This is a genomic window from Mycobacterium sp. NPDC006124, assembly GCF_040614235.1.
GTDB lineage: Bacteria > Actinomycetota > Actinomycetes > Mycobacteriales > Mycobacteriaceae > Mycobacterium.
Map to the genome: position 1 here is coordinate 676,141 of NZ_JBEXUA010000001.1, position 17,548 is coordinate 693,688.

Genomic DNA, 17,548 nt, shown 5'->3' on the forward strand with positions numbered 1-17,548 from the left:
CTCGACGACCGTCCCGTGCGTAAACTCAAGTGATGCTCTCAGAGATCCGCGGTCCCGCTGATCTGCAGAACCTGTCGCAATCACAGATGAAGGACCTCGCCCTCGAGATCCGCGAATTCTTGATTCACAAGGTTGCTGCCACCGGCGGACATCTCGGCCCCAACCTGGGTGTCGTCGAGTTGACGCTCGCACTGCACCGGGTGTTCGACTCGCCGCACGATCCGATCATCTTCGACACCGGCCACCAGGCCTACGTCCACAAGATGTTGACCGGCCGCTGCGCCGACTTCGACAACCTGCGCAAGAAGGGCGGGCTGTCGGGCTACCCGTCGCGCAGCGAGAGCGAGCACGACTGGGTCGAGTCCAGCCACGCCAGTACCGCGCTGTCCTACGCCGACGGTTTGGCGAAGGCCTTCGAACTCAGCGGTCACCGCAACCGTCACGTGGTCGCCGTCGTCGGCGACGGCGCTCTCACCGGCGGCATGTGCTGGGAGGCGCTCAACAACATCGCGACCTCCAAGCGGCCCGTCATCATCGTCGTCAACGACAACGGCCGCAGCTACGCGCCGACCATCGGGGGGTTCGCCGACCACCTGGCCGCCCTTCGCCTGCAGCCCGGCTACGAGCGGTTGCTGGAGGAGGGGCGCAAGGCCGTCCGCGGGCTGCCGCTCATCGGCGAGGTGTGGTACCAGTGCATGCACAGCGTCAAGGCCGGCATCAAGGACGCCTTGTCCCCGCAGGTGATGTTCACCGACCTCGGGCTCAAGTACGTCGGCCCGATCGACGGCCACGACGAGCACGCCGTCGAGGCCGCATTGCGGCATGCGCGCGGGTTCAACGCCCCCGTCATCGTCCACGTCGCCACCCGCAAGGGCATGGGTTACGGCCCCGCGGAGTCCGACGAGGCCGAGCAGATGCACTCCACCGGCATCATCGACCCGCAGACCGGGCTCGCGACGTCGGTCGCCGCGCCCGGTTGGACGTCGGTCTTCTCCGATGAACTCATCAAGCGGGCCACCCGACGCCGCGACGTCGTCGCCATCACCGCGGCGATGCCCGGGCCGACCGGTCTGAGCGCGTTCCGCAAACGCTTCCCGGATCGCTTCTTCGACGTCGGCATCGCCGAACAGCACGCGATGACGTCGGCGGCGGGTCTGGCGATGGGTGGCATGCACCCGGTGGTCGCGATCTATTCGACGTTCCTCAACCGGGCCTTCGACCAGATGATGATGGACGTTGCGCTGCACCGGCTTCCGGTCACGATGGTGCTCGACCGCGCCGGGGTGACCGGACCCGACGGCGCCAGTCACAACGGCGTCTGGGACATGTCGATCCTCGGCGTCGTACCCGGCATGCGGGTGGCGGCGCCGCGGGATGCGACCCGGTTGCGCGAGGAGTTGGGCGAGGCCCTCGACGTCAAGGACGGTCCCACCGCGATCCGCTTTCCCAAGGGCGACGTCGGCGAGGACATTCCCGCCGTGGAACGCCGCGACGGCGTCGACGTGCTGGCGGTCCCGGCCGACGGGTTCAGCCAGGACGTGCTGCTGGTGGCTGTCGGATCGTTCGCCTCGATGGCGTTGTCGGTGGCCGAGCGGCTGCGCAATCAGGGCATCGGGGTGACCGTCGTCGACCCCCGCTGGGTGTTGCCGGTGCCCGAGATGCTCGGCCCGCTCGCTGTGGCGCACAAGTTGGTCGTCACGCTCGAAGACCACGGCCTGCACGGCGGTATCGGGTCGTCGGTGTCAGCGGCGTTGCGGCGCAACGAGATCGACGTGCCCTGCCGTGACGTCGGCGTCCCCCAGGAGTTCCAGGACCATGCCTCGCGCAACGAGGTGCTGGCCGATCTTGGCCTGACCGATCAGAACGTCGCCCGCCAGATCACCGGTTGGGTGGCCGCGCTCGGCAGCTCGATCGGAGAGTCCGAAGTCAGCGACCGGGTCGAGTAGCCCCCTACCCGCGGGCCTAGGCTTCGCCCCATGGATGCCGAACTGGAGCGCTGGAAGACCACCGGTCAGTACTTCGACTATCTGGGTTTCGACGTGTTCTACCGCGTCGAGGGCACCGGTCCGGCACTACTGCTGATCCACGGATATCCGTTCAGTTCCTTTGACTGGTCGCTCATCTGGCCGACGCTGACGCGGCGGTTCACCGTGATCGCGCCGGACATGATCGGGATGGGTTTCTCCGACAAACCCGTGGCCTACGAGTACTCCGTGCCCGACCACGCCGACATGCACGAGGCGCTACTACTACACCTCGGCGTCGACTCCTGTCACGTCTTGGCGCACGACCTGGGGGACTCCGTGGGTCAGGAGCTGCTCGCCCGGTACGAGGCCGGTGACAACGCCTACGGAGTGCCGGTGATCGAGTCGATCACCTGGCTCAACGGCGGGCTGTTCAACGAGGCCTACACGCCGCGGCTGCTGCAGAAGTTGATGTCGCGAACCCCGCTGGGCGACATGACCAGTCGATTTCAGGGCAGCGCGTTGGCACGTCGGGTCGTGGATCGCACGCTCGACGAGATGTTCGGGGTCAACACCAAGCCGACGCCCCGCCAACTCGAGCAGTTCCATCAGATCTTGGACTTCAACGACGGCGCACGGGTCAGCCACAAGGTCGGCCGGTTCGTCACCGACCGCTACCGTCACCGCAACCGCTGGGTGCGGGCGATGCGGGAGACCGCCGTGCCGATGCGTCTGATCGACGGTCCGAGCGACCCGAATTCGGGGCGGCACATGGCCCAGCGCTATCTCGACGTCATTCCCGATCCCGACGTGGTGATGCTCTCCGACGACATCGCGCACTGGCCCCAGATCGAGGCTCCCGAGGACGTCCTGCGCCACTTCTTGGCCCACGTGGACCGGGTCGCCGCGATCTGAGGCGCCGAGGAGGAATGCGCGCGGGGTGCACGCCGGTTGAACCTCACCGTGGCCGCCCCGCGGTCACGTCGCACCACCGAGCCAACGGAGGCACCTCGTGAAGATCGGCATCATCGGAGCAGGGCAGATCGGCGGCACGCTCACGCGGCGGCTGCGCCAACTGGGGCACGAAGTGGCCGTGGCCAATTCGCGGTCGCCGGAGACGCTGTCGGAACTCGCGACGGAGACCGGCGCTACGGCAGTCTGGGCGAAGGATGCCGCCACCGACGCCGACCTCGTCATCCTCAGCATCCCGCAGAAGAACGTTCCCGATCTGGCCGAGGGAATCGTCGACGCGCGCAAGCCCGGCGTCCCGGTGATCGAGACCAACAACTACTACCCGCAGCAGCGCGACGGTGAGATCGCCGGCATCGAGGACGGCCAGGTCGAGAGCGCGTGGGTCGCCGAGCAGATCGGCGCACCGGTGTACAAGGTGTTCAACGGCATCTGGTGGAAGCACCTGCTGGAGAAGGGCGTTCCCGCCGGCACCCCCAACCGCATCGCCCTGCCCGTCGCCGGTGCGGACGGCCCCGGCCGCGACCTCGTCCACGACCTGGTCGACCGGCTCGGGTTCGATCCCGTCGACGCCGGTTCGATCTCGGAGTCCTGGCGTCAGCAGCCGGGAACCCCGGTGTACGGCAAGGACTTCGATGCAGAGGCCACCCGACGGGCGTTGGCCGAGGCGACGCCGAAGCGCACCGTGGAGTGGAGCGCGCGCACCGCATAGGCGCTTCAGTGCAGGGGTGAACCCGGCAGCGGCCACGCCATCGTCGAGGTCGCCTCCATGATGTGCTCGGGCCCGCCCGGTGGTGGCCAGTCGCCTGCCTCGTAGAGACGTCGACGGACCTCGACGCGCTCGTCGAGTCCCGAGAACGGCCAGATGTGCACGATGCGGGCGGGTCCGTCGAGGGCGTACATCACGACGGCGATCGGGTCGACTCGGTGACGGCCGGGCAGCGCCACACGCCAGCCCTCGATCGTCGCGGGCAGCCCACCGGGCACGAGGTGATAGTCACGGATCTCGTAGACCGAGCCGAACGAGCCCGTGACCACCCTCGGCATGAAGGGAAACGGAGCGAAGCCTTGCATCGTCAGGTCGGTGAGGTGGGCGCCCGCGCCGAACGGCGCAACGTGGTGGGCGGCCCGCATCCGTTCGGCGGCTAGCTCGGCGTCGTCGTCGAACTCGCGTAGGACGTAGACCCGGCCGAGTACGCCGTGCTCGGCTTCCCACGACCCCAGGAGTCGACCGCGCGACTCGGGTGCCCGCAGCCAGCCGTCGACGCCCTCCTTGGCTGCTGCCGCGTCGGGCAGGCGGTAGGACACCGTGGCCAGTTCATGACGAACCCTGGCGTCGCGCGGATCGACGTCGTCGCCGGTGATGACCGCGGGTTCGTCCACGAAGTGCTCCCTGTCCGCGCCGCGTCATGCCTAGGAGGGCTGGGTTTCCTCGGCCGACGGTGTCTGTGGCGCCGTCAATGCCTCGGTCAACACCGGCACCGTCAACTCCCGCTGCCAGGCGCGCGCCCCCGCCTCGGCCAGGAACGCGTCGATGGCCTTGTCGGCGTGGGCCACCGGCTGCCAGTCCCACACCAGGCGGCGCACCAGGTCGGGGGTCAGCAGATTCTCGGCGGGGACCGACACGCGTTGCGAGAGTTCGGCGAGTCCGGCCCGCACGCGGTCGAGACGTTCGGCCGCCTCGGGTTTGCGCCGACTCCATCGCACCGCCGGGGGTGGACCGGTGACGGGTTCGGACGCCGTCGGAAGGTCCTCGGTGGTGCGCGCTCGCGCCAAGGCCTCCAGCCACACCCCGGCGCTGCGCCGCTGACGCGACCCGCCGAACACCGGGAGGGCGACCAGCTTCTCGACGGTGTCGGGATCGGTCGTCGCCGCACTGATGATGGCGGCGTCGGGAAGGATGCGACCGGGTGCGATGTCACGGCGCTGCGCGATGTGGTCGCGCGTGGTCCACAGTTCGCGGACCGCGGCCAGTGTCCGCGGGTTCTTCACCTTGTGGATGCCGGAGGTCCGGCGCCAGCGGTCGCGCCGGGTGGGCGCCGCGACGTAGGTCCGCAGATGTTCGAATTCCTCTGCGGCCCAACGGGTCTTGCCCTGGGCCTCGAGTTCGGCGGCCACGGCTTCGCGCAGCTCCAGCAGCACCTCGACGTCGAGCGCGGCGTAGATCAGCCATTCGGCGGGCAGCGGGCGCTTGGACCAGTCGGCCGCCCCGTGACCCTTCATCAGCTGCAGTCCGAGGAGCCGCTGCACCATCGCCGCCAGGTTGACCCTGTCGAAACCGGCCAGCCGGCCCGCCAATTCGGTGTCGTAGAGCTGCGGGGGCACCATGCCCAACTCGGCCAGGCACGGCAGATCCTGGTCTGCGGCGTGCAGGATCCACTCGTCGGTGTCGAGGACGTCGGCCAGCGGCGCCATCACCATCAGGGGATCTTCGCCGTGGTTGACCGGGTCGATCAGCACCGAACCCGCACCGGCCCGCCGGATCTGGATCAGGTAGGCGCGGTTGGAGTAGCGAAAGCCCGACGCGCGCTCGGCGTCGATGGCGAACGGGCCGTGGCCCGACACCAGGAGTTCGGCGGCGGCGAGGATCTGGTCGGCGGTGACGGCCAGTTCGGGTACGCCGTCGGCGGGGGTCAGGAGGGGAGTGGCCTCGGGTTCTGGCGAATCCGGAAGGTCCGCGACGTCCCCAGTGCCCTGCCCGTCGCCGGTGTCCGCGTCGTCTCGGGCATCGTCGGCGTTCTCGCCGTCGGTCATGCGCGCGTGCGGGCGCCCAGGGCGGTGACCCCGGCTGGCGGAAGGCCGGCGGCGTGTTCGAGCACTTCGCAAAACGCCTGCACGTGGGGCCCCAGCTCAAGATTCGTCGCCGTCCACGACGCGCGCAGTTCCAGCTGGTGCGCCCGTGGCGGACCCGAGATGTCGCCGTAGCGCACCGACGTCGTCGCGGTCACGGTGCCGCCGAGGGCGGTGACGTGGTCGTCGTGTTCGGCGAGTGCGTCGACGAGCCAGCTCCACGCCACCTCTGGCAGCAGCGGGTCGACGGCCTCGGTGGAGTCCAGGTCGGCCTGGATGTAGGCCACCAGACGCATGGTGCCGTCCCAGGCCTCGGCGCCCTCCGGGTCGTGGAGCAGGATCAAGCGGCCGAACGCGTCGCCCTCGGATCGCTCGGGCACGACGGTGGTCTCGGGGTGGCGGACCTCGGCCCCCAGGGCATAGCTGTACGGCGCCAGGCGCTGTGGCGGCCGGATCGGGCCGAGCTCGATCTCGGGCCGGACGGTGGTGGCATTCATTGCCTCCACCGCTGCCCGGAACTGAGCCGGCTCGACGGTGGTCATGGGGTTTGACGCTAGCCGATTCGGACAACGGGCAGCGAAGGCGCGCCGAAGTGTGACTGCATGGCAGCATGGGAGTCGATGAGTACCCGTCGTGACCTGCCCGAGTCGCCCTATCTGACCGCGGCCGCAGGCCGTAAACCGAGCCGTTTGCCCGTGTGGTTCATGAGGCAGGCTGGGCGGTCCCTGCCGGAGTACCGGGCGTTGCGGGCGAAGAACACGATGATGCAGGCGTGCTTCGACGCCGAGTTGATCACCGAGATCACGTTGCAGCCTGTTCGGCGCCATGGCGTCGACGCGGCGATCCTGTTCTCCGACATCGTGGTTCCGCTGCGCGCGGCCGGCGTCGACGTCGACATCGTGCCCGACGTGGGCCCGGTGATCGCCCAGCCCATCCGGGTCGCCGCCGACGTGGCGACGCTGACCCCGCTGGACCGTGACGCGGTCGCGCCGGTGGCCGAGGCCGTGTCGCTGCTGACCACCGCGTTGGGCGACGTGCCCCTGATCGGCTTCGCCGGCGCCCCCTTCACCCTGGCGTCCTACCTGGTGGAGGGTGGGCCCAGCCGCAACCACGAACGCACCAAGGCGATGATGCTGGGGGAGTCCGACGTCTGGCACGCCTTGATGAGTGCCCTCACCGACGTCACCATCGGCTTCCTCAAGACCCAGTTGGACGCCGGCGTCGACGCCATTCAGCTGTTCGACTCGTGGGCGGGCACGCTGTCACTCGCCGACTACCGCAGTTACGTGCTGCCGCACAGTGCGAGGGTCTTCGAGACGCTGGCCGGCGAGGGCGTGCCGATGACGCACTTCGGGGTCGGCACGGCCGAGCTGCTCGGCGCCATGTCCGAGGCGGTGTCGGTGGGAGACCAGCCGGTGGTCGGCGTGGACTGGCGCACGTCGTTGACCGACGCCGCGGGGCGGGTGCGTCCAGGGTGCGCACTGCAGGGCAACCTCGACCCGGTGGTGTTGTTGGCCGGTTGGCCGGTCGTCGAGCGGGCAGTGCGCAACGTCGTGGAGGACGGGCGCCGCGCCGTCGACGCCGGCGCCACGGGTCACGTCTTCAATCTGGGCCACGGCGTGTTGCCGCCCACCGACCCGGGCGTCATCACCGAGGCGGTGGCGCTGGTGCACGCCTTGTGAGTCCGGCGTCTTCGCCGCTCTCCTATTCCGTTGTCGGCGGTGGTATTTCGGGTCTGGTTGCCGCCTACCGACTTCGGCTCGCGGCGGGTCCGCACGCCTCGATCACCCTCTTCGACCCGGCCGACCGACTCGGCGGGGCGTTGCGCACCGAGCGCATCGGCGGCCAATCCGTCGACGTCGGTGCCGAGGCCTTCGTGGCGCGGCGCCCCGAAGTGACGGCGCTGCTGGCCGAGTTGGGCCTGGCCGACCGGCAGATCGGCACCACCGGCGTGCGGCCACTGATCTTCGCCGAGGGCCGACTGCGGACGATGCCGCAGGGCACGCTGCAGGGCATCCCCGCCCAGGCGTCGTCCATGGCGGGGCTGGTCGACGACGCCACGCTGGCGCGGATTGCCGACGAACGCTCGAGGCCGTTCTCGTGGCGTACCGGCGCGGACCCCACCGTCGCGGAGCTGGTCGGTGACCGCTTCGGCGCGCAGGTGGTGATGCGGTCCGTCGACCCTCTGCTGGGCGGGGTCTACGCGGGATCCTCGGCGACGATCGGGCTCCGGGCCGCCGTCCCGACGCTGGCAGCCGCGCTCGACCGGGGCGCAGGCAATCTCACCGACGCGGTCCGCGAGGCACTGCCGCCGCCGATGCCCGGGTCGGTGTTCGGAGCCGTCGCCGGCGGTTACGCAGTGCTGCTCGACGCGTTGGTGCGCCACGCGGCGGTCGACTGGATGCACGTCGGCGTGAGGCGACTGAACCGGGACGGGCGCACCTGGACCCTCGTGGACGACGAGGGCGGGCACTGGCATGCCGACGGCGTGGTGCTCGCCGTGCCGGCGCCACGGTTGGCCACGCTCGTCGACGACGTGGCGCCGCGGACGGCGGCCGCGGCTCGACGCATTGGAACGGCGTCCTCGGCACTGGTGGTGCTGGCGCTTCCGGGGGGCACCCCGCTGCCGGAGCAATCGGGCGTGCTGGTGGCCGGCGGTGAACGGCTGCATTCGAAGGCCATGACGCTGACGTCGCGCAAGTGGGGCCGGCGCAGCAGCGTGGAGCTGGTGCGGCTGTCGTTCGGACGCGTCGACGACCACATCGCGCGCGACGTAGGCGACGAGGAACTGCTCACCTGGGCGGCCGAGGACCTGTCGACGGTCTTCGGCGTGACGTCGGACCCGGTGGACTGCCGCGTGCAGCGGTGGATGGACGCCCTGCCGCAGTACGGGCCGGGGCACGCCGGTCTGGTCGCCGAGATCCGGGCGGGTCTGCCGCCAGGTGTGGTGGTGGCGGGGGCCTACCTCGACGGCATCGGCGTTCCGGCGTGTGTGGGATCCGCCACCAGGGCGGCCGCGGCGCTGACGAGGCAAGGCGTGGCACGATAGTCGGTATGGCCAAGCTCGACTACGACGCCCTGAACTCGATGACGCGTTACATGATGATCTCGGTGTTCGCGGTGCGGCCGGAGGCGCTCGGCGAGGATCGCGCCGCCGTCGTCGACGAGACCGCCACCTTCCTGAAGCAGCAGGAGGAGCACGGCGTCGTCGTACGCGGCCTGTACGACGTGGCGGGCTTCCGGGCCGACGCCGACTTCATGATCTGGACGCACGCCGAGCGGGTCGAGGACCTGCAGAAGACATACTCGTCCTTCCGCCGCACGCCCCTCGGGCTGGCCAGCGAGCCGGTGTGGAGCGTGGTGGCGTTGCACCGGCCCGCGGAGTTCAACAAGAGCCACGTGCCGGCGTTCATCGCCGGCGAGGAGCCCGGCGACTACGTCTGCGTGTATCCATTCGTGCGGTCACTGGAGTGGTACCTGCTGCCCGACGACGAGCGCCGCAAGATGCTCGTCGAGCACGGCATGGCGGGACGGGAGTACCCCGACGTCCGTGCCAACACCGTCCCGGCCTTCGCGCTCGGGGACTACGAGTGGATCCTGGCCTTCGAGGGTCCGGACCTCGGTCGCATCGTCGAACTGATGTGGAAGCTGCGCTACACCGACGCCCGTCGGCACGTGCGCGAGGAGACGCCGTTCTTCACGGGTCCACGCGTCGGCGTCGAGGAACTCGTCGCCCGACTGCCCTGACGGCGGCGATCTACGTCGCGGGAACCAGCTTCATCGAGATCGAGTTGATGCAGTACCGCTGATCGGTCGGGGTGGGGTAGCCCTCGCCTTCGAAGACGTGACCGAGGTGGCTGTGGCAGTTGGCGCACAGCACTTCGACGCGGTGCATGCCGCCCGAGTCGTCGGTCTTCAAGATGACCGCGTCCGAATCGGCGGGATCGAAGAAAGACGGCCAGCCGCAATGGGATTCGAACTTCTCGGTGCTGCGAAAGATCTCCGCACCGCACGCCCGGCACTGGTAGACGCCCTCGGTCTTGGTGTCGGTGTATTCACCGGTGAACGGACGCTCGGTGCCGGCCTGCCGCAGCACGGCGAACTCCTGAGGCGAGAGCTTCGTGCGCCATTCGTCGTCGGTCAGCTGAACTTTCGGAGCAGTCATCACTCCACGCTAGCGCGGTCGCGATCGGGCGTCATGTACGGCGGGTCGATGCCCTCGTCGAGGCGGCCGTCGGCCTTGGCGTCGAGGTAGCGGAAGTACAGCACGCAGAACACCACGATCAGCATCAGCGACCAGCCGTAGGTGATCTTCATGTACTCCAGGAAACGACCGGTCGTCAGCCAGTGCACCAACAGCCAGCGGTCCATCGTCATGAAGCCGTAGATCGCCAGCCACGCCACCCAGTTGCGGATCACCGAGTTGGGCAGGACCACCGACATCAGGAACGGGAACAGCATCATCGAGTAGTAGCCCTGGCCCAGCGAGGTCACCAGGAACGTCGCGATCAACAGCACGCCCGACGACGTCACCATCCAGAACAGCTGGTCGCGCTGCCGGTAGTACCGGTAGAGCAGCCACAGGCTGCCGACCGCCAGCGCCAGGAACACCACGCGCAGCAGCAGGATCAACCACGACGGCAGGCCGTAGTAGATGCCGTTGCCCTGAATCGAACTGTTGAAGTAGTCGCGGACGGAGAAGATGTAGGGCACGGTGTTGCGCACGAAGCCCATGGGGTCGCTGACCAACGGCCATGCCGCCAGGTTGAACACCAGCGGCACCCCGACGGCGGGCACCAGCGGGCGCCACTGCCGGTTCAGTATCGGCAGCAGCAGCAGCGGCGCCAGGGACGGCTTGACCACCAGCGTCAGCCCGATGGCGGCGCCGGCCAGCCATTCGTGGCCGACCTTGCCGCTGAGCAACCATCGTAGGAACAGCACCTCGCCCAGCAGGATGCAGCCGTTGATGTTGGTGAACACCAGTGTGCTGGTGACGCTCTCGGTGCAGAACATCGCCAGCAGCAGGGCGGGCGCGGCCACCGACGCCAGCGTGAAGCCGAACAGCCGCAACAGGAAGTACGCGGCCAGCAGGATGGCGATGGTGTTGAAGGTGATGAACCAGTACCGCGACGCGTCGACGGGCAGGTAGCCGAATGGGGCCAGCAGCAGCGTGCCGCCGGGCGGATACAGATAGTGCGGGTCTACCTGGTCGAAGTGCTCGTTGTAGATGTCGAGCCCGAGCTTGAAGTTGATGACCGCGCGGTAGACCGGACCGAAGTCGTCGGTGATGTACCCATTGGTGGCCAGCACATAGCTGCGATGCACGATCGACAGGAGGGCCACGGGCCACAGCACCGAGCGCAGAACGTTCGCGACATTCGGCGGTGAGGTGCGGGGTCGGAATGCGTTGATCAACGTGTCAGCTACCGCCACCAGCGCACCGTACACCGGACGCCGCGGGTGTCGAACTAGGCGGGGCAGTACGTGTCGGTCTCGGGAACCTTGCCGGAGCCGAGGTAGGAGAGCACGGGTGGGACGGCGCACGTGGAGTAGATGCTGGCCCCGTGGCCGACGCCCTGCCACATCACGCGCCGGTTCGCCGCGCCGCTGTTGATGATGGTGGCCGCGACGGCGGCAACGCCCTCGTTGCCGACGACCGGGTCGTTCTGCACCCCGAGCAGAAGGACGGGGATCTTGAGGTTCTGCGGATCCGGGGGAGTCGAACCACTGGGCCAGGCAAGACAATTGACCATGTCGAGTGCGCCCACGGTACCGAACTCGGGGTAGAGCTTGCCCCACTCGACGACGAGTTCGCGCACCCGGTCGGGCGTCGGCCGGTTGAGGGCGTCGCTGCAGCCGTTGACGAACTGGCCGTCGGTCTCGCGTTGGGTCTGCGCGTCGTTGATCAACCCGTTCAGTCCGGCCACGTCACCGCCGCGGGCCGCCGCGAGGGTGGTGGCCAGTGCCGTCGTCGACGCCACGAAGTCGCCGCGGGGAAACGCCAGGGCGGTGGCGATGGCGTCGGTGAGGGCGGCCACCGAGGCGCCGGCGGGGCCGGTGCCCGCACGGGCGGCCGCGAGCATTGCGTCGATCGCGCCCTTGGGGTCGGGTCCCAGCGCGCAGGACGAGGCGACGCACTGCGCGACGAACGCGTTGAGCGCCGCCTGCTGACCCTTGACCTTCTGTTCGGCCCGTGCCTCGGCGGCGATGCCAAGCGGCAGAGGGGAGTCCAGGACGAGGCGTGACACCTTGTTGGGGTGTGAGCCCGCGTAGGCCAGCGCCACCTGCGCGCCGTTGCCGACGCCCAGCAGGGCGAGGGTCGGCACGTCCCAGGTGCTGCGCAACCGTTCGAGATCCTCGGCGGCGTGGGCGTTGTCATAGGCCGAGTCGCCGGGGGCGATCGCGTCGGTGCAGCTCTGCGTCGCCGTCTGGACGATGGAGCTCAGATTGGCGACGGGATCGTTGCCGGCCGCGAACTGCGCCTGGTCGAGCATCTCCTGGCGGCTGTAGAGGTCACGGCAGTCCAGCGCGCCTGACGTGCCGATGCCGCGGCGGTCGACGGAGACGATCGGGTTGGTCTTGAGCACGTCGGCGCCGCCGCGGGACAGCCACACCGGCAGCTGCGTCGAGGACGGCAGGTCACTGCCGGTGGTCATGACCAGGGGGCCTGCGTCGGCGGGGGTGGCGGTCGACCTCGCGCGGACCACGCCGATGGTGAGCGTCCCGGTGGCGCCGTTGATCGAGTCGAGGTCGGCGTCGTAGGTGGCGCAGTCCAGGCTCACGCCGGGCACCGCGGGCACGGCCGCCTGGGAGAACGTCCGCGCCGTGCAGTCCTGCCAGTTCAAGTCGTTCTTGGGCTTCTCGATCGCCGGCGGTCCGGCGGCGGCCGGCGTGGTCTCGGGGGCGCCCTGCGGCCCGGCGCCGGTGTCGGTCGCGAAGCGCGGGTTGGCGGCGAGGCCCGGCGCACAGCCGGCCAGGACGACGGCCGCGACGACGGGCAGACAGAGGGACCTGAGCAGCTGACGATCCCGGTGCATGGTCACCACATTAGCGATCGGCGCGCTACTCCCCGCCCGACGCGTCCTTGACGTAGCGCGTGTACAGATAGCCCTCGCCGTCGGTCAACAGGTGGCTCCGACGCATCCGGGTGTGGGCTTCCCCCGACCCGGAGGCGATGCGGCGGGCGGCCCCACCGACCAGGATCGGCGCGATGGTGACGCACAGTTCGTCTAGGAGATCGTGTTCGGTGAGCAGACTGATCAGCGACGGTCCACCCTCGGTGAGCACCCGCCGCAACCCGCGCTCGGCGAGGGTTTCGAGCATCACGGTCGGGTCGACGCGGTCGGGATGAGAGCCGGAGGCGTCGACCACCTCGGCGGTCGAGCCGAAGCGCGATCGGGCATCGGGCACGGTGTCGTGGCAGGTCACGATCAGCGGCGGCACCTCGGTGCGGGTGAAGAGCCGGGCGTCGTGGTCGAAGTCCGCGGAGTGGGTGACCACGGCGATCGGCGGCACCTCGGTCTGCCCGCGGCCCTGCCGTTCGCGCCGCTCGGCCAGCGACATGTGGGCACCGGAGTAGTTCTCGATGCGCACGGTGGATGCGCCGACGAGGATCACGTCGGCCTCCTGTCGCATGCGGGAGAAGATGGCGCGGTCCCCGGGACCGGCCAGGCCGCCGGACTTTCCGTCGTCGGTGGCGCCGCCGTCGAGGCTGGAGATCATGTTGGCCCGCACCCAGCAGCGATCCAGATTCTCAGGGTAGGAGTAGAAGGCGGCGAGCCGTCCGTCGTCGGTGTCGAACCCGCCGCCCCGGGGGCCTAGCTCTGTGAGCTCAGTCGCAGCATCGGGATCGGACACGTTGACCATTGCAGCACGTCGATACAGTTCCCTCATGTCTGGGGCCAACGACGTCGACCATCTCACCGATCGGCACCCGAAGGTGACGCCCGAGCGACTGGTCGCGGGTCTGGTGCCACCGCCCACGTTCGCCGACGTCGCGTTCGACACCTACCGGCCGGATCCCGGCGAGCCGTCGCAGTCGGAGGCGGTGCAGAAGTGCCGCGAGTTCTGCGAGCAGGCCGTGACCCGGCGAGCTGGCAAGAAGAAGCTGTTCGGCAAGCGAGAGGCGTTGCCCGGTGTCGGGATGTACCTCGACGGTGGCTTCGGCGTCGGCAAGACCCACCTGTTGGCGTCGACGTACTACGCGCTGCGGGCCGCCGACGCCGGGCCCGCCGCCTTCGCGACGTTCGGTGAGCTGACACAGCTCGCGGGAGTGTTCGGGTTCGTCGAGTGCATCGAGCTGCTCTCCGGCTACGTGGTGCTGTGCATCGACGAGTTCGAGCTCGACGACCCCGGTAACACCACCCTGATCTCACGGCTGCTCTCGGCGTTGGTGGAGCGCGGGGTGTCGGTGGCGGCGACGTCCAACACGCTGCCCGAGCAACTGGGCGAGGGCCGGTTCGCCGCCCAGGACTTCCTACGTGAGATCAACACGCTCGCAGCCATCTTCACCACCGTGCGGATCGAGGGCCCGGACTACCGTCACCGCGATCTGCCGCCCGCACCAATCCCGCCGTCCGACGACGAGGTGCGAGACGAGGCCGCCGGCGTGACGGGTGCGACGCTGGACGACTTCGACGCGCTGTGCGCGCATCTGGCGACCATGCACCCCTCGCGTTATCAGGCGCTGATCGAGGGTGTCGCGCAAGTGTTCATCACCGGGGTGCACCCGCTCGACGACCAGAGCGTCGCGCTGCGTCTGGTCTCGCTGACCGACCGGCTCTACGACGCGGGCATCCCGGTGGTGGCCTCGGGCACCAAGCTCGACACGGTCTTCAGTGAGGAGATGTTGGCGGGAGGGTTCCGCAAGAAGTACCTCCGCGCGACGTCGCGCCTGTTGGCCTTGACCGCCGCCGGTGGGCACTAGTCCGACAGCGGGCGCACCATCACGTAGTCGTTCTCGACGCGGCCGCCCACCCGAAACGTCTTGGTGCCGTTGACCTCGAAGCCGTGCTTGGCGTAAAAGCGTTGCGCGCGCTGGTTCTGCTGGTTGACGCCTAGCCAGACACAGGCCGCGCCCAGTGCTCGGCACGTCTCGAGTGCGGCGGTCATCAGGGCCGCCGAGACGCCGGCGCCGTGGCCGTCGGGCAGCACGTACATCTTGGACAGCTCGACGGCCGGCCGCAGTGGCACGGCCTTCTGGACGTCGTCGTCGGCGGTCACGCCTCGAATCAGCATGGCGTACCCCGAGATTCGTTGGTCCTCGCGCGCGGCGAGCACGACGCGGTCGGGGTCGGTGAGGTAGTCGCGGAAGCGGGTGGCGGAGAGGTTCTCGGAGATGAAGGCTGCGATGTCGTCCGCGCGGGTGGTCGGCGGACAGGCCAGGGGAAACGTCCGGGCGGCGACGTCGGCCAACTCCGTCAGGTCGACCTCGCGGGCCGGGGTCACGTCGAGGGGCATGCCAGGGTCAGGTGAGGTTCCATTGGGCGAGGTGGGTGCCCGTTGCCTTGTCGAGGAGCATGACGTTGGTGACCAGGTCGCGGTACACGTCCCAGTACACGCCGCCGCTGACCGTGGAACCGGGGGGCGCGTTCTGCAGCACCGCGCGGATGTCGTCGGGGACGTCGGTGTTGCGGGGCTTGTAGGCGTCGGCGATCGGGGTCACGCCCTCGAAGTCGAAGAACAGCGACGTGATGTACGGGTTGGGCGCCTTGATGACGTGGACGGTGATGTTGGCGCGGTAGACCTGATAGCGCGGTCCGCGTGGGGGATAACCGAATCCAGGCGGCACGTCGACCAAGTCCACGCTGGTGACGGCGACGTCGGCCACCACGGTCATGTAGTCCACGTGCAGGACCTCGCCGAGCCGGCCAATCGGCGCGACGGCCGCGGCCTCGGGCGCGGGCGACACGACCACCCCGGCGGTGACCGCCATGGCGGCGACCAACATCGTTAACCAGCGGCGCATCCTCGCATGATTGCACACCGCCTCGACGCCGAGGGCGCGTTCGGGGCTCAGGACGCCCAGGGGCCGATGCCGCCGACCTTCTCGATGCGGATTCGCGTGAGCAGTCCGCCGGTCGCGTCCTTCGGGGGGAAGTGCTCGCTGGAGCCGAGCATGGCCTCGGCCAGTTCGGTGAGCAACTCCGGTGCGCCGCCCTCGACGATTCTCGCCGTGCCGCTGACCGACAGATAGGGCGCCTGCTGGCCGGGGGGAGTGGGACCGATGATGGTGACTGCGACACGTCCGTCACGCCGAATGTTGCGCGTCTTCTTGTACTCGCTGAGGTGCGCGCTGACGAGTTCGTCGCCGTCGGGTGTCGACTGCAACGCCACCCAGACCACGGACACCTGCGGGCTGCCGTCCGGGTTGATGGTGACCAGCGTGGCGTCGGCCCCGGCGCCGATCAGGTCGCGGGCGGAATCGTCGAGTTTCATGATCTCTTGTACCGCATCCGGGCTCATTTCATTCCCGTTCGGTGGCCGTCAGCCGCGCGGGTATCCCCGGCGCACCGTGCGGTCGAGGATGCCGAGCGTGCCGCGTAGCGCCGCCTCGGAGATGACCGGGAAGATGCCGGAGTCTCGCCATTTCTGGTGGATGTCGGACCAGTCGTAGTAGGAGGTGACGAGTGTGCCGTCGCCCTCGGCCTCGAGGCGGTACCCGTAGACGTGACCAATCGGCGGCTCGATCTTGCCGAAGATCGTCCAGGCGATGTGTCGGTCCGCCTCGTAGTCGGTGATCGACACGGTGACGTCGTACTTGCCCATCGGGAAGTCGTTGAGGGCTTCGCGGTCCATGTGGACGACGAAACTGTCACCGCTGGCGGTCACGGGGTCACCGTCGGCGTCTTGCAACATGCCCGTCGCGTCGATGGCCACGTGACCTTGCGGGTCGCTGAGGACGGTGAAGACGGCTGCCGGAGGTGCGGCGATGGTGCGTTGGACTTCGATGCGATCGGCCATGGCGTCGATGGTGTCAGACGCCGGCGCGGACTAGGGCGGCGGAGCTTGTCCGGACGCCGCGGCGCGGGCGTTGAGCTGGGCCATGTAGGCCTGCAGCTGCAGGCCGGCGAGTGCAGGACCCAGCCCGGAGGCCTGCGGTGGTGCGGGTGCGTCGGACAGCTGCCACGGCTGGCACCCGTTGGTCTTGAACGACTTGTCGGTCGGGTCGATCGTGACGGTCTGCGGTTTCTTGGTCAGCGCGTTGTCGATGGTCGCACCATCGGGGTTGCCCAGGCGCTTCCAGAAGCACGTGCCGTCACCGACGGGACCTGCGGAGGTGTACACGCCCGGGGCGATGTCGGTGCCGACCGCATAGGTGCCGTCGGCGTCGATGGAGGTCTTGGGTCCGCCGGCGGCAGGGACTCCGGCGGCGGCGGCGGGGGCCGGACCAGGGGTCGTGGTTGGTGCCACGCTGGCGGCCGCGTCGGGGGGCGGGGTGGGTGCCGGCGGGTCCGACGGATCGGCGGCCGCAGTGCCGGGCACGGTGCCCAGAGCGGCGAGGACCAGCACTGCAGCGGTCGCTGCCTTCTTCACCCACATGACCGACAGCTTAGACCGTCTTCACAAATGTCGAGTGGTCGTCGGACGTGACGTTGGACGTGCCGACGAGTTCCTGCTCGGTGGATCGGATGAGGGTGGCGATGAGTGCGATGGCGACCATTTGCGCGACGGCCACGGCGAGGACCGGCCAGACGGCGCCGGCAAGCAGACTGAGCCACCGCGGGCGCTTAGCTCGTGACGCGGTCAGGACCGCCATCGTCGACGTCAGCAGCCAGCCACCGAGGTAGCCCCACACCAGTACACCAGTCACTTGTCCCCTGAAG

At 69.1% G+C, this 17,548-nt stretch carries 19 protein-coding genes and 1 pseudogene; 7 read left to right on the top strand and 13 right to left on the bottom strand.

The genetic code is table 11. The features are described from left to right. Positions 1 to 32 precede the first annotated feature (32 nt). From dxs to ABZ195_RS03240, 3 genes and pseudogenes are all read left to right on the top strand, one after another. A complete protein-coding gene (gene dxs / locus ABZ195_RS03230; RefSeq protein WP_355214770.1) occupies positions 33 to 1,946 on the top strand; it encodes a 1-deoxy-D-xylulose-5-phosphate synthase in 1,914 nt (637 codons plus the stop codon). A 30-nt stretch (positions 1,947 to 1,976) separates the two neighbouring features. Further along, positions 1,977 to 2,879, top strand: coding sequence for an alpha/beta hydrolase (locus ABZ195_RS03235; protein ID WP_355214772.1), 903 nt, complete (start codon positions 1,977 to 1,979; stop codon positions 2,877 to 2,879). An 85-nt stretch (positions 2,880 to 2,964) separates the two neighbouring features. After that, positions 2,965 to 3,645 (top strand): annotated as a pseudogene (locus tag ABZ195_RS03240) (NAD(P)-binding domain-containing protein); the annotation flags it as partial. Between the two features lie 5 nt (positions 3,646 to 3,650). Here the strand turns inward: ABZ195_RS03240 and ABZ195_RS03245 are convergent. The 3 genes from ABZ195_RS03245 to ABZ195_RS03255 are packed head-to-tail and all read right to left on the bottom strand — an operon-like array spanning position 3,651 to position 6,265. Continuing rightward, positions 3,651 to 4,316 (bottom strand): NIPSNAP family protein, encoded by a 666-nt coding sequence (locus tag ABZ195_RS03245; RefSeq protein WP_355214774.1) that lies wholly within the window; start codon positions 4,314 to 4,316, stop codon positions 3,651 to 3,653. Between the two features lie 30 nt (positions 4,317 to 4,346). After that, entirely contained in the window at positions 4,347 to 5,687 is a 1,341-nt protein-coding gene (locus tag ABZ195_RS03250; protein ID WP_355214775.1) for a ribonuclease D, read from the bottom strand. Beyond that, the gene (locus ABZ195_RS03255) at positions 5,684 to 6,265 is read right to left on the bottom strand and encodes a DUF3000 domain-containing protein (RefSeq protein WP_355214777.1); all 582 of its coding nucleotides are present in this window, start codon (positions 6,263 to 6,265) and stop codon (positions 5,684 to 5,686) included. Before ABZ195_RS03255 ends, ABZ195_RS03250 begins: the two co-directional genes overlap by 4 nt. A gap of 78 nt (positions 6,266 to 6,343) precedes the next feature. Here ABZ195_RS03255 and hemE point away from each other — a divergent pair, with 78 nt between their 5' ends. From hemE to hemQ, 3 genes are read left to right on the top strand one after another with little or no spacing between them, the layout of a single operon-like run. Beyond that, complete coding sequence (gene hemE / locus ABZ195_RS03260; RefSeq protein ID WP_355214779.1) at positions 6,344 to 7,405, top strand: uroporphyrinogen decarboxylase; 1,062 nt, start codon at positions 6,344 to 6,346, stop codon at positions 7,403 to 7,405. Continuing rightward, on the top strand, positions 7,402 to 8,772 hold the full coding sequence (locus ABZ195_RS03265) for a protoporphyrinogen oxidase (protein ID WP_355214780.1): 1,371 nt from the start codon (positions 7,402 to 7,404) through the stop codon (positions 8,770 to 8,772). Before hemE ends, ABZ195_RS03265 begins: the two co-directional genes overlap by 4 nt. Positions 8,773 to 8,777: 5 nt before the next feature. Beyond that, entirely contained in the window at positions 8,778 to 9,470 is a 693-nt protein-coding gene (gene hemQ / locus ABZ195_RS03270; RefSeq protein WP_355214782.1) for a hydrogen peroxide-dependent heme synthase, read from the top strand. 10 nt (positions 9,471 to 9,480) lie between these two features. Here the strand turns inward: hemQ and msrB are convergent, their stop codons facing one another. From msrB to ABZ195_RS03290, 4 genes are read right to left on the bottom strand one after another with little or no spacing between them, the layout of a single operon-like run. Next, positions 9,481 to 9,888 carry a peptide-methionine (R)-S-oxide reductase MsrB gene (gene msrB, locus ABZ195_RS03275; protein WP_355214783.1) on the bottom strand — a complete coding sequence of 136 codons (408 nt, stop codon included), beginning with the start codon at positions 9,886 to 9,888 and terminating at the stop codon, positions 9,481 to 9,483. Next, the gene (gene aftC / locus ABZ195_RS03280) at positions 9,888 to 11,171 is read right to left on the bottom strand and encodes an arabinofuranan 3-O-arabinosyltransferase (protein ID WP_355214784.1); all 1,284 of its coding nucleotides are present in this window, start codon (positions 11,169 to 11,171) and stop codon (positions 9,888 to 9,890) included. Before aftC ends, msrB begins: the two co-directional genes overlap by 1 nt. Before the next feature lie 20 nt (positions 11,172 to 11,191). Then, positions 11,192 to 12,760: an alpha/beta hydrolase gene (locus ABZ195_RS03285; RefSeq protein ID WP_355214785.1), complete on the bottom strand. Its 1,569-nt coding sequence runs from the start codon at positions 12,758 to 12,760 to the stop codon at positions 11,192 to 11,194. Positions 12,761 to 12,785: 25 nt separating this feature from the next. Continuing rightward, on the bottom strand, positions 12,786 to 13,589 hold the full coding sequence (locus ABZ195_RS03290) for a pyrimidine reductase family protein (RefSeq protein ID WP_355214950.1): 804 nt from the start codon (positions 13,587 to 13,589) through the stop codon (positions 12,786 to 12,788). Positions 13,590 to 13,614: 25 nt separating this feature from the next. Between ABZ195_RS03290 and zapE the strand changes: the two genes are divergently transcribed. After that, on the top strand, positions 13,615 to 14,649 hold the full coding sequence (gene zapE, locus ABZ195_RS03295) for a cell division protein ZapE (protein WP_355214787.1): 1,035 nt from the start codon (positions 13,615 to 13,617) through the stop codon (positions 14,647 to 14,649). Here the strand turns inward: zapE and ABZ195_RS03300 are convergent. The 6 genes from ABZ195_RS03300 to ABZ195_RS03325 are packed head-to-tail and all read right to left on the bottom strand — an operon-like array spanning position 14,646 to position 17,535. Further along, a complete protein-coding gene (locus ABZ195_RS03300; protein WP_355214789.1) occupies positions 14,646 to 15,182 on the bottom strand; it encodes a GNAT family N-acetyltransferase in 537 nt (178 codons plus the stop codon). The genes zapE and ABZ195_RS03300 overlap by 4 nt on opposite strands. Positions 15,183 to 15,189: 7 nt before the next feature. Continuing rightward, complete coding sequence (locus ABZ195_RS03305) at positions 15,190 to 15,690, bottom strand: hypothetical protein (RefSeq protein ID WP_355214791.1); 501 nt, start codon at positions 15,688 to 15,690, stop codon at positions 15,190 to 15,192. Positions 15,691 to 15,737: 47 nt separating this feature from the next. Beyond that, a complete protein-coding gene (locus ABZ195_RS03310) occupies positions 15,738 to 16,160 on the bottom strand; it encodes a PPOX class F420-dependent oxidoreductase (RefSeq protein ID WP_355214793.1) in 423 nt (140 codons plus the stop codon). 48 nt (positions 16,161 to 16,208) lie between these two features. After that, positions 16,209 to 16,685 (bottom strand): SRPBCC family protein, encoded by a 477-nt coding sequence (locus ABZ195_RS03315; RefSeq protein WP_355214795.1) that lies wholly within the window; start codon positions 16,683 to 16,685, stop codon positions 16,209 to 16,211. A gap of 30 nt (positions 16,686 to 16,715) precedes the next feature. Beyond that, positions 16,716 to 17,264 carry a hypothetical protein gene (locus ABZ195_RS03320; RefSeq protein WP_355214797.1) on the bottom strand — a complete coding sequence of 183 codons (549 nt, stop codon included), beginning with the start codon at positions 17,262 to 17,264 and terminating at the stop codon, positions 16,716 to 16,718. A gap of 10 nt (positions 17,265 to 17,274) precedes the next feature. Then, a complete protein-coding gene (locus ABZ195_RS03325) occupies positions 17,275 to 17,535 on the bottom strand; it encodes a hypothetical protein (RefSeq protein WP_355214799.1) in 261 nt (86 codons plus the stop codon). Positions 17,536 to 17,548 lie beyond the last annotated feature (13 nt).

What these genes read in the sequence shown, in the direction of transcription:
- dxs (WP_355214770.1), top strand. Translation starts at nt 33, where the DNA reads ATGCTCTCAGAGATCCGCGGTCCCGCTGATCTGCAGAACCTGTCGCAA.
- ABZ195_RS03255 (WP_355214777.1), bottom strand. Translation starts at nt 6,265, where the DNA reads ATGACCACCGTCGAGCCGGCTCAGTTCCGGGCAGCGGTGGAGGCAATG.
- ABZ195_RS03250 (WP_355214775.1), bottom strand. Translation starts at nt 5,687, where the DNA reads ATGACCGACGGCGAGAACGCCGACGATGCCCGAGACGACGCGGACACC.
- ABZ195_RS03310 (WP_355214793.1), bottom strand. Translation starts at nt 16,160, where the DNA reads ATGAAACTCGACGATTCCGCCCGCGACCTGATCGGCGCCGGGGCCGAC.
- hemQ (WP_355214782.1), top strand. Translation starts at nt 8,778, where the DNA reads ATGGCCAAGCTCGACTACGACGCCCTGAACTCGATGACGCGTTACATG.
- ABZ195_RS03315 (WP_355214795.1), bottom strand. Translation starts at nt 16,685, where the DNA reads ATGGCCGATCGCATCGAAGTCCAACGCACCATCGCCGCACCTCCGGCA.
- ABZ195_RS03235 (WP_355214772.1), top strand. Translation starts at nt 1,977, where the DNA reads ATGGATGCCGAACTGGAGCGCTGGAAGACCACCGGTCAGTACTTCGAC.
- zapE (WP_355214787.1), top strand. Translation starts at nt 13,615, where the DNA reads ATGTCTGGGGCCAACGACGTCGACCATCTCACCGATCGGCACCCGAAG.
- ABZ195_RS03300 (WP_355214789.1), bottom strand. Translation starts at nt 15,182, where the DNA reads ATGCCCCTCGACGTGACCCCGGCCCGCGAGGTCGACCTGACGGAGTTG.
- ABZ195_RS03285 (WP_355214785.1), bottom strand. Translation starts at nt 12,760, where the DNA reads ATGCACCGGGATCGTCAGCTGCTCAGGTCCCTCTGTCTGCCCGTCGTC.
- msrB (WP_355214783.1), bottom strand. Translation starts at nt 9,888, where the DNA reads ATGACTGCTCCGAAAGTTCAGCTGACCGACGACGAATGGCGCACGAAG.
- ABZ195_RS03320 (WP_355214797.1), bottom strand. Translation starts at nt 17,264, where the DNA reads ATGTGGGTGAAGAAGGCAGCGACCGCTGCAGTGCTGGTCCTCGCCGCT.
- ABZ195_RS03290 (WP_355214950.1), bottom strand. Translation starts at nt 13,589, where the DNA reads ATGGTCAACGTGTCCGATCCCGATGCTGCGACTGAGCTCACAGAGCTA.
- ABZ195_RS03305 (WP_355214791.1), bottom strand. Translation starts at nt 15,690, where the DNA reads ATGCGCCGCTGGTTAACGATGTTGGTCGCCGCCATGGCGGTCACCGCC.
- hemE (WP_355214779.1), top strand. Translation starts at nt 6,344, where the DNA reads ATGAGTACCCGTCGTGACCTGCCCGAGTCGCCCTATCTGACCGCGGCC.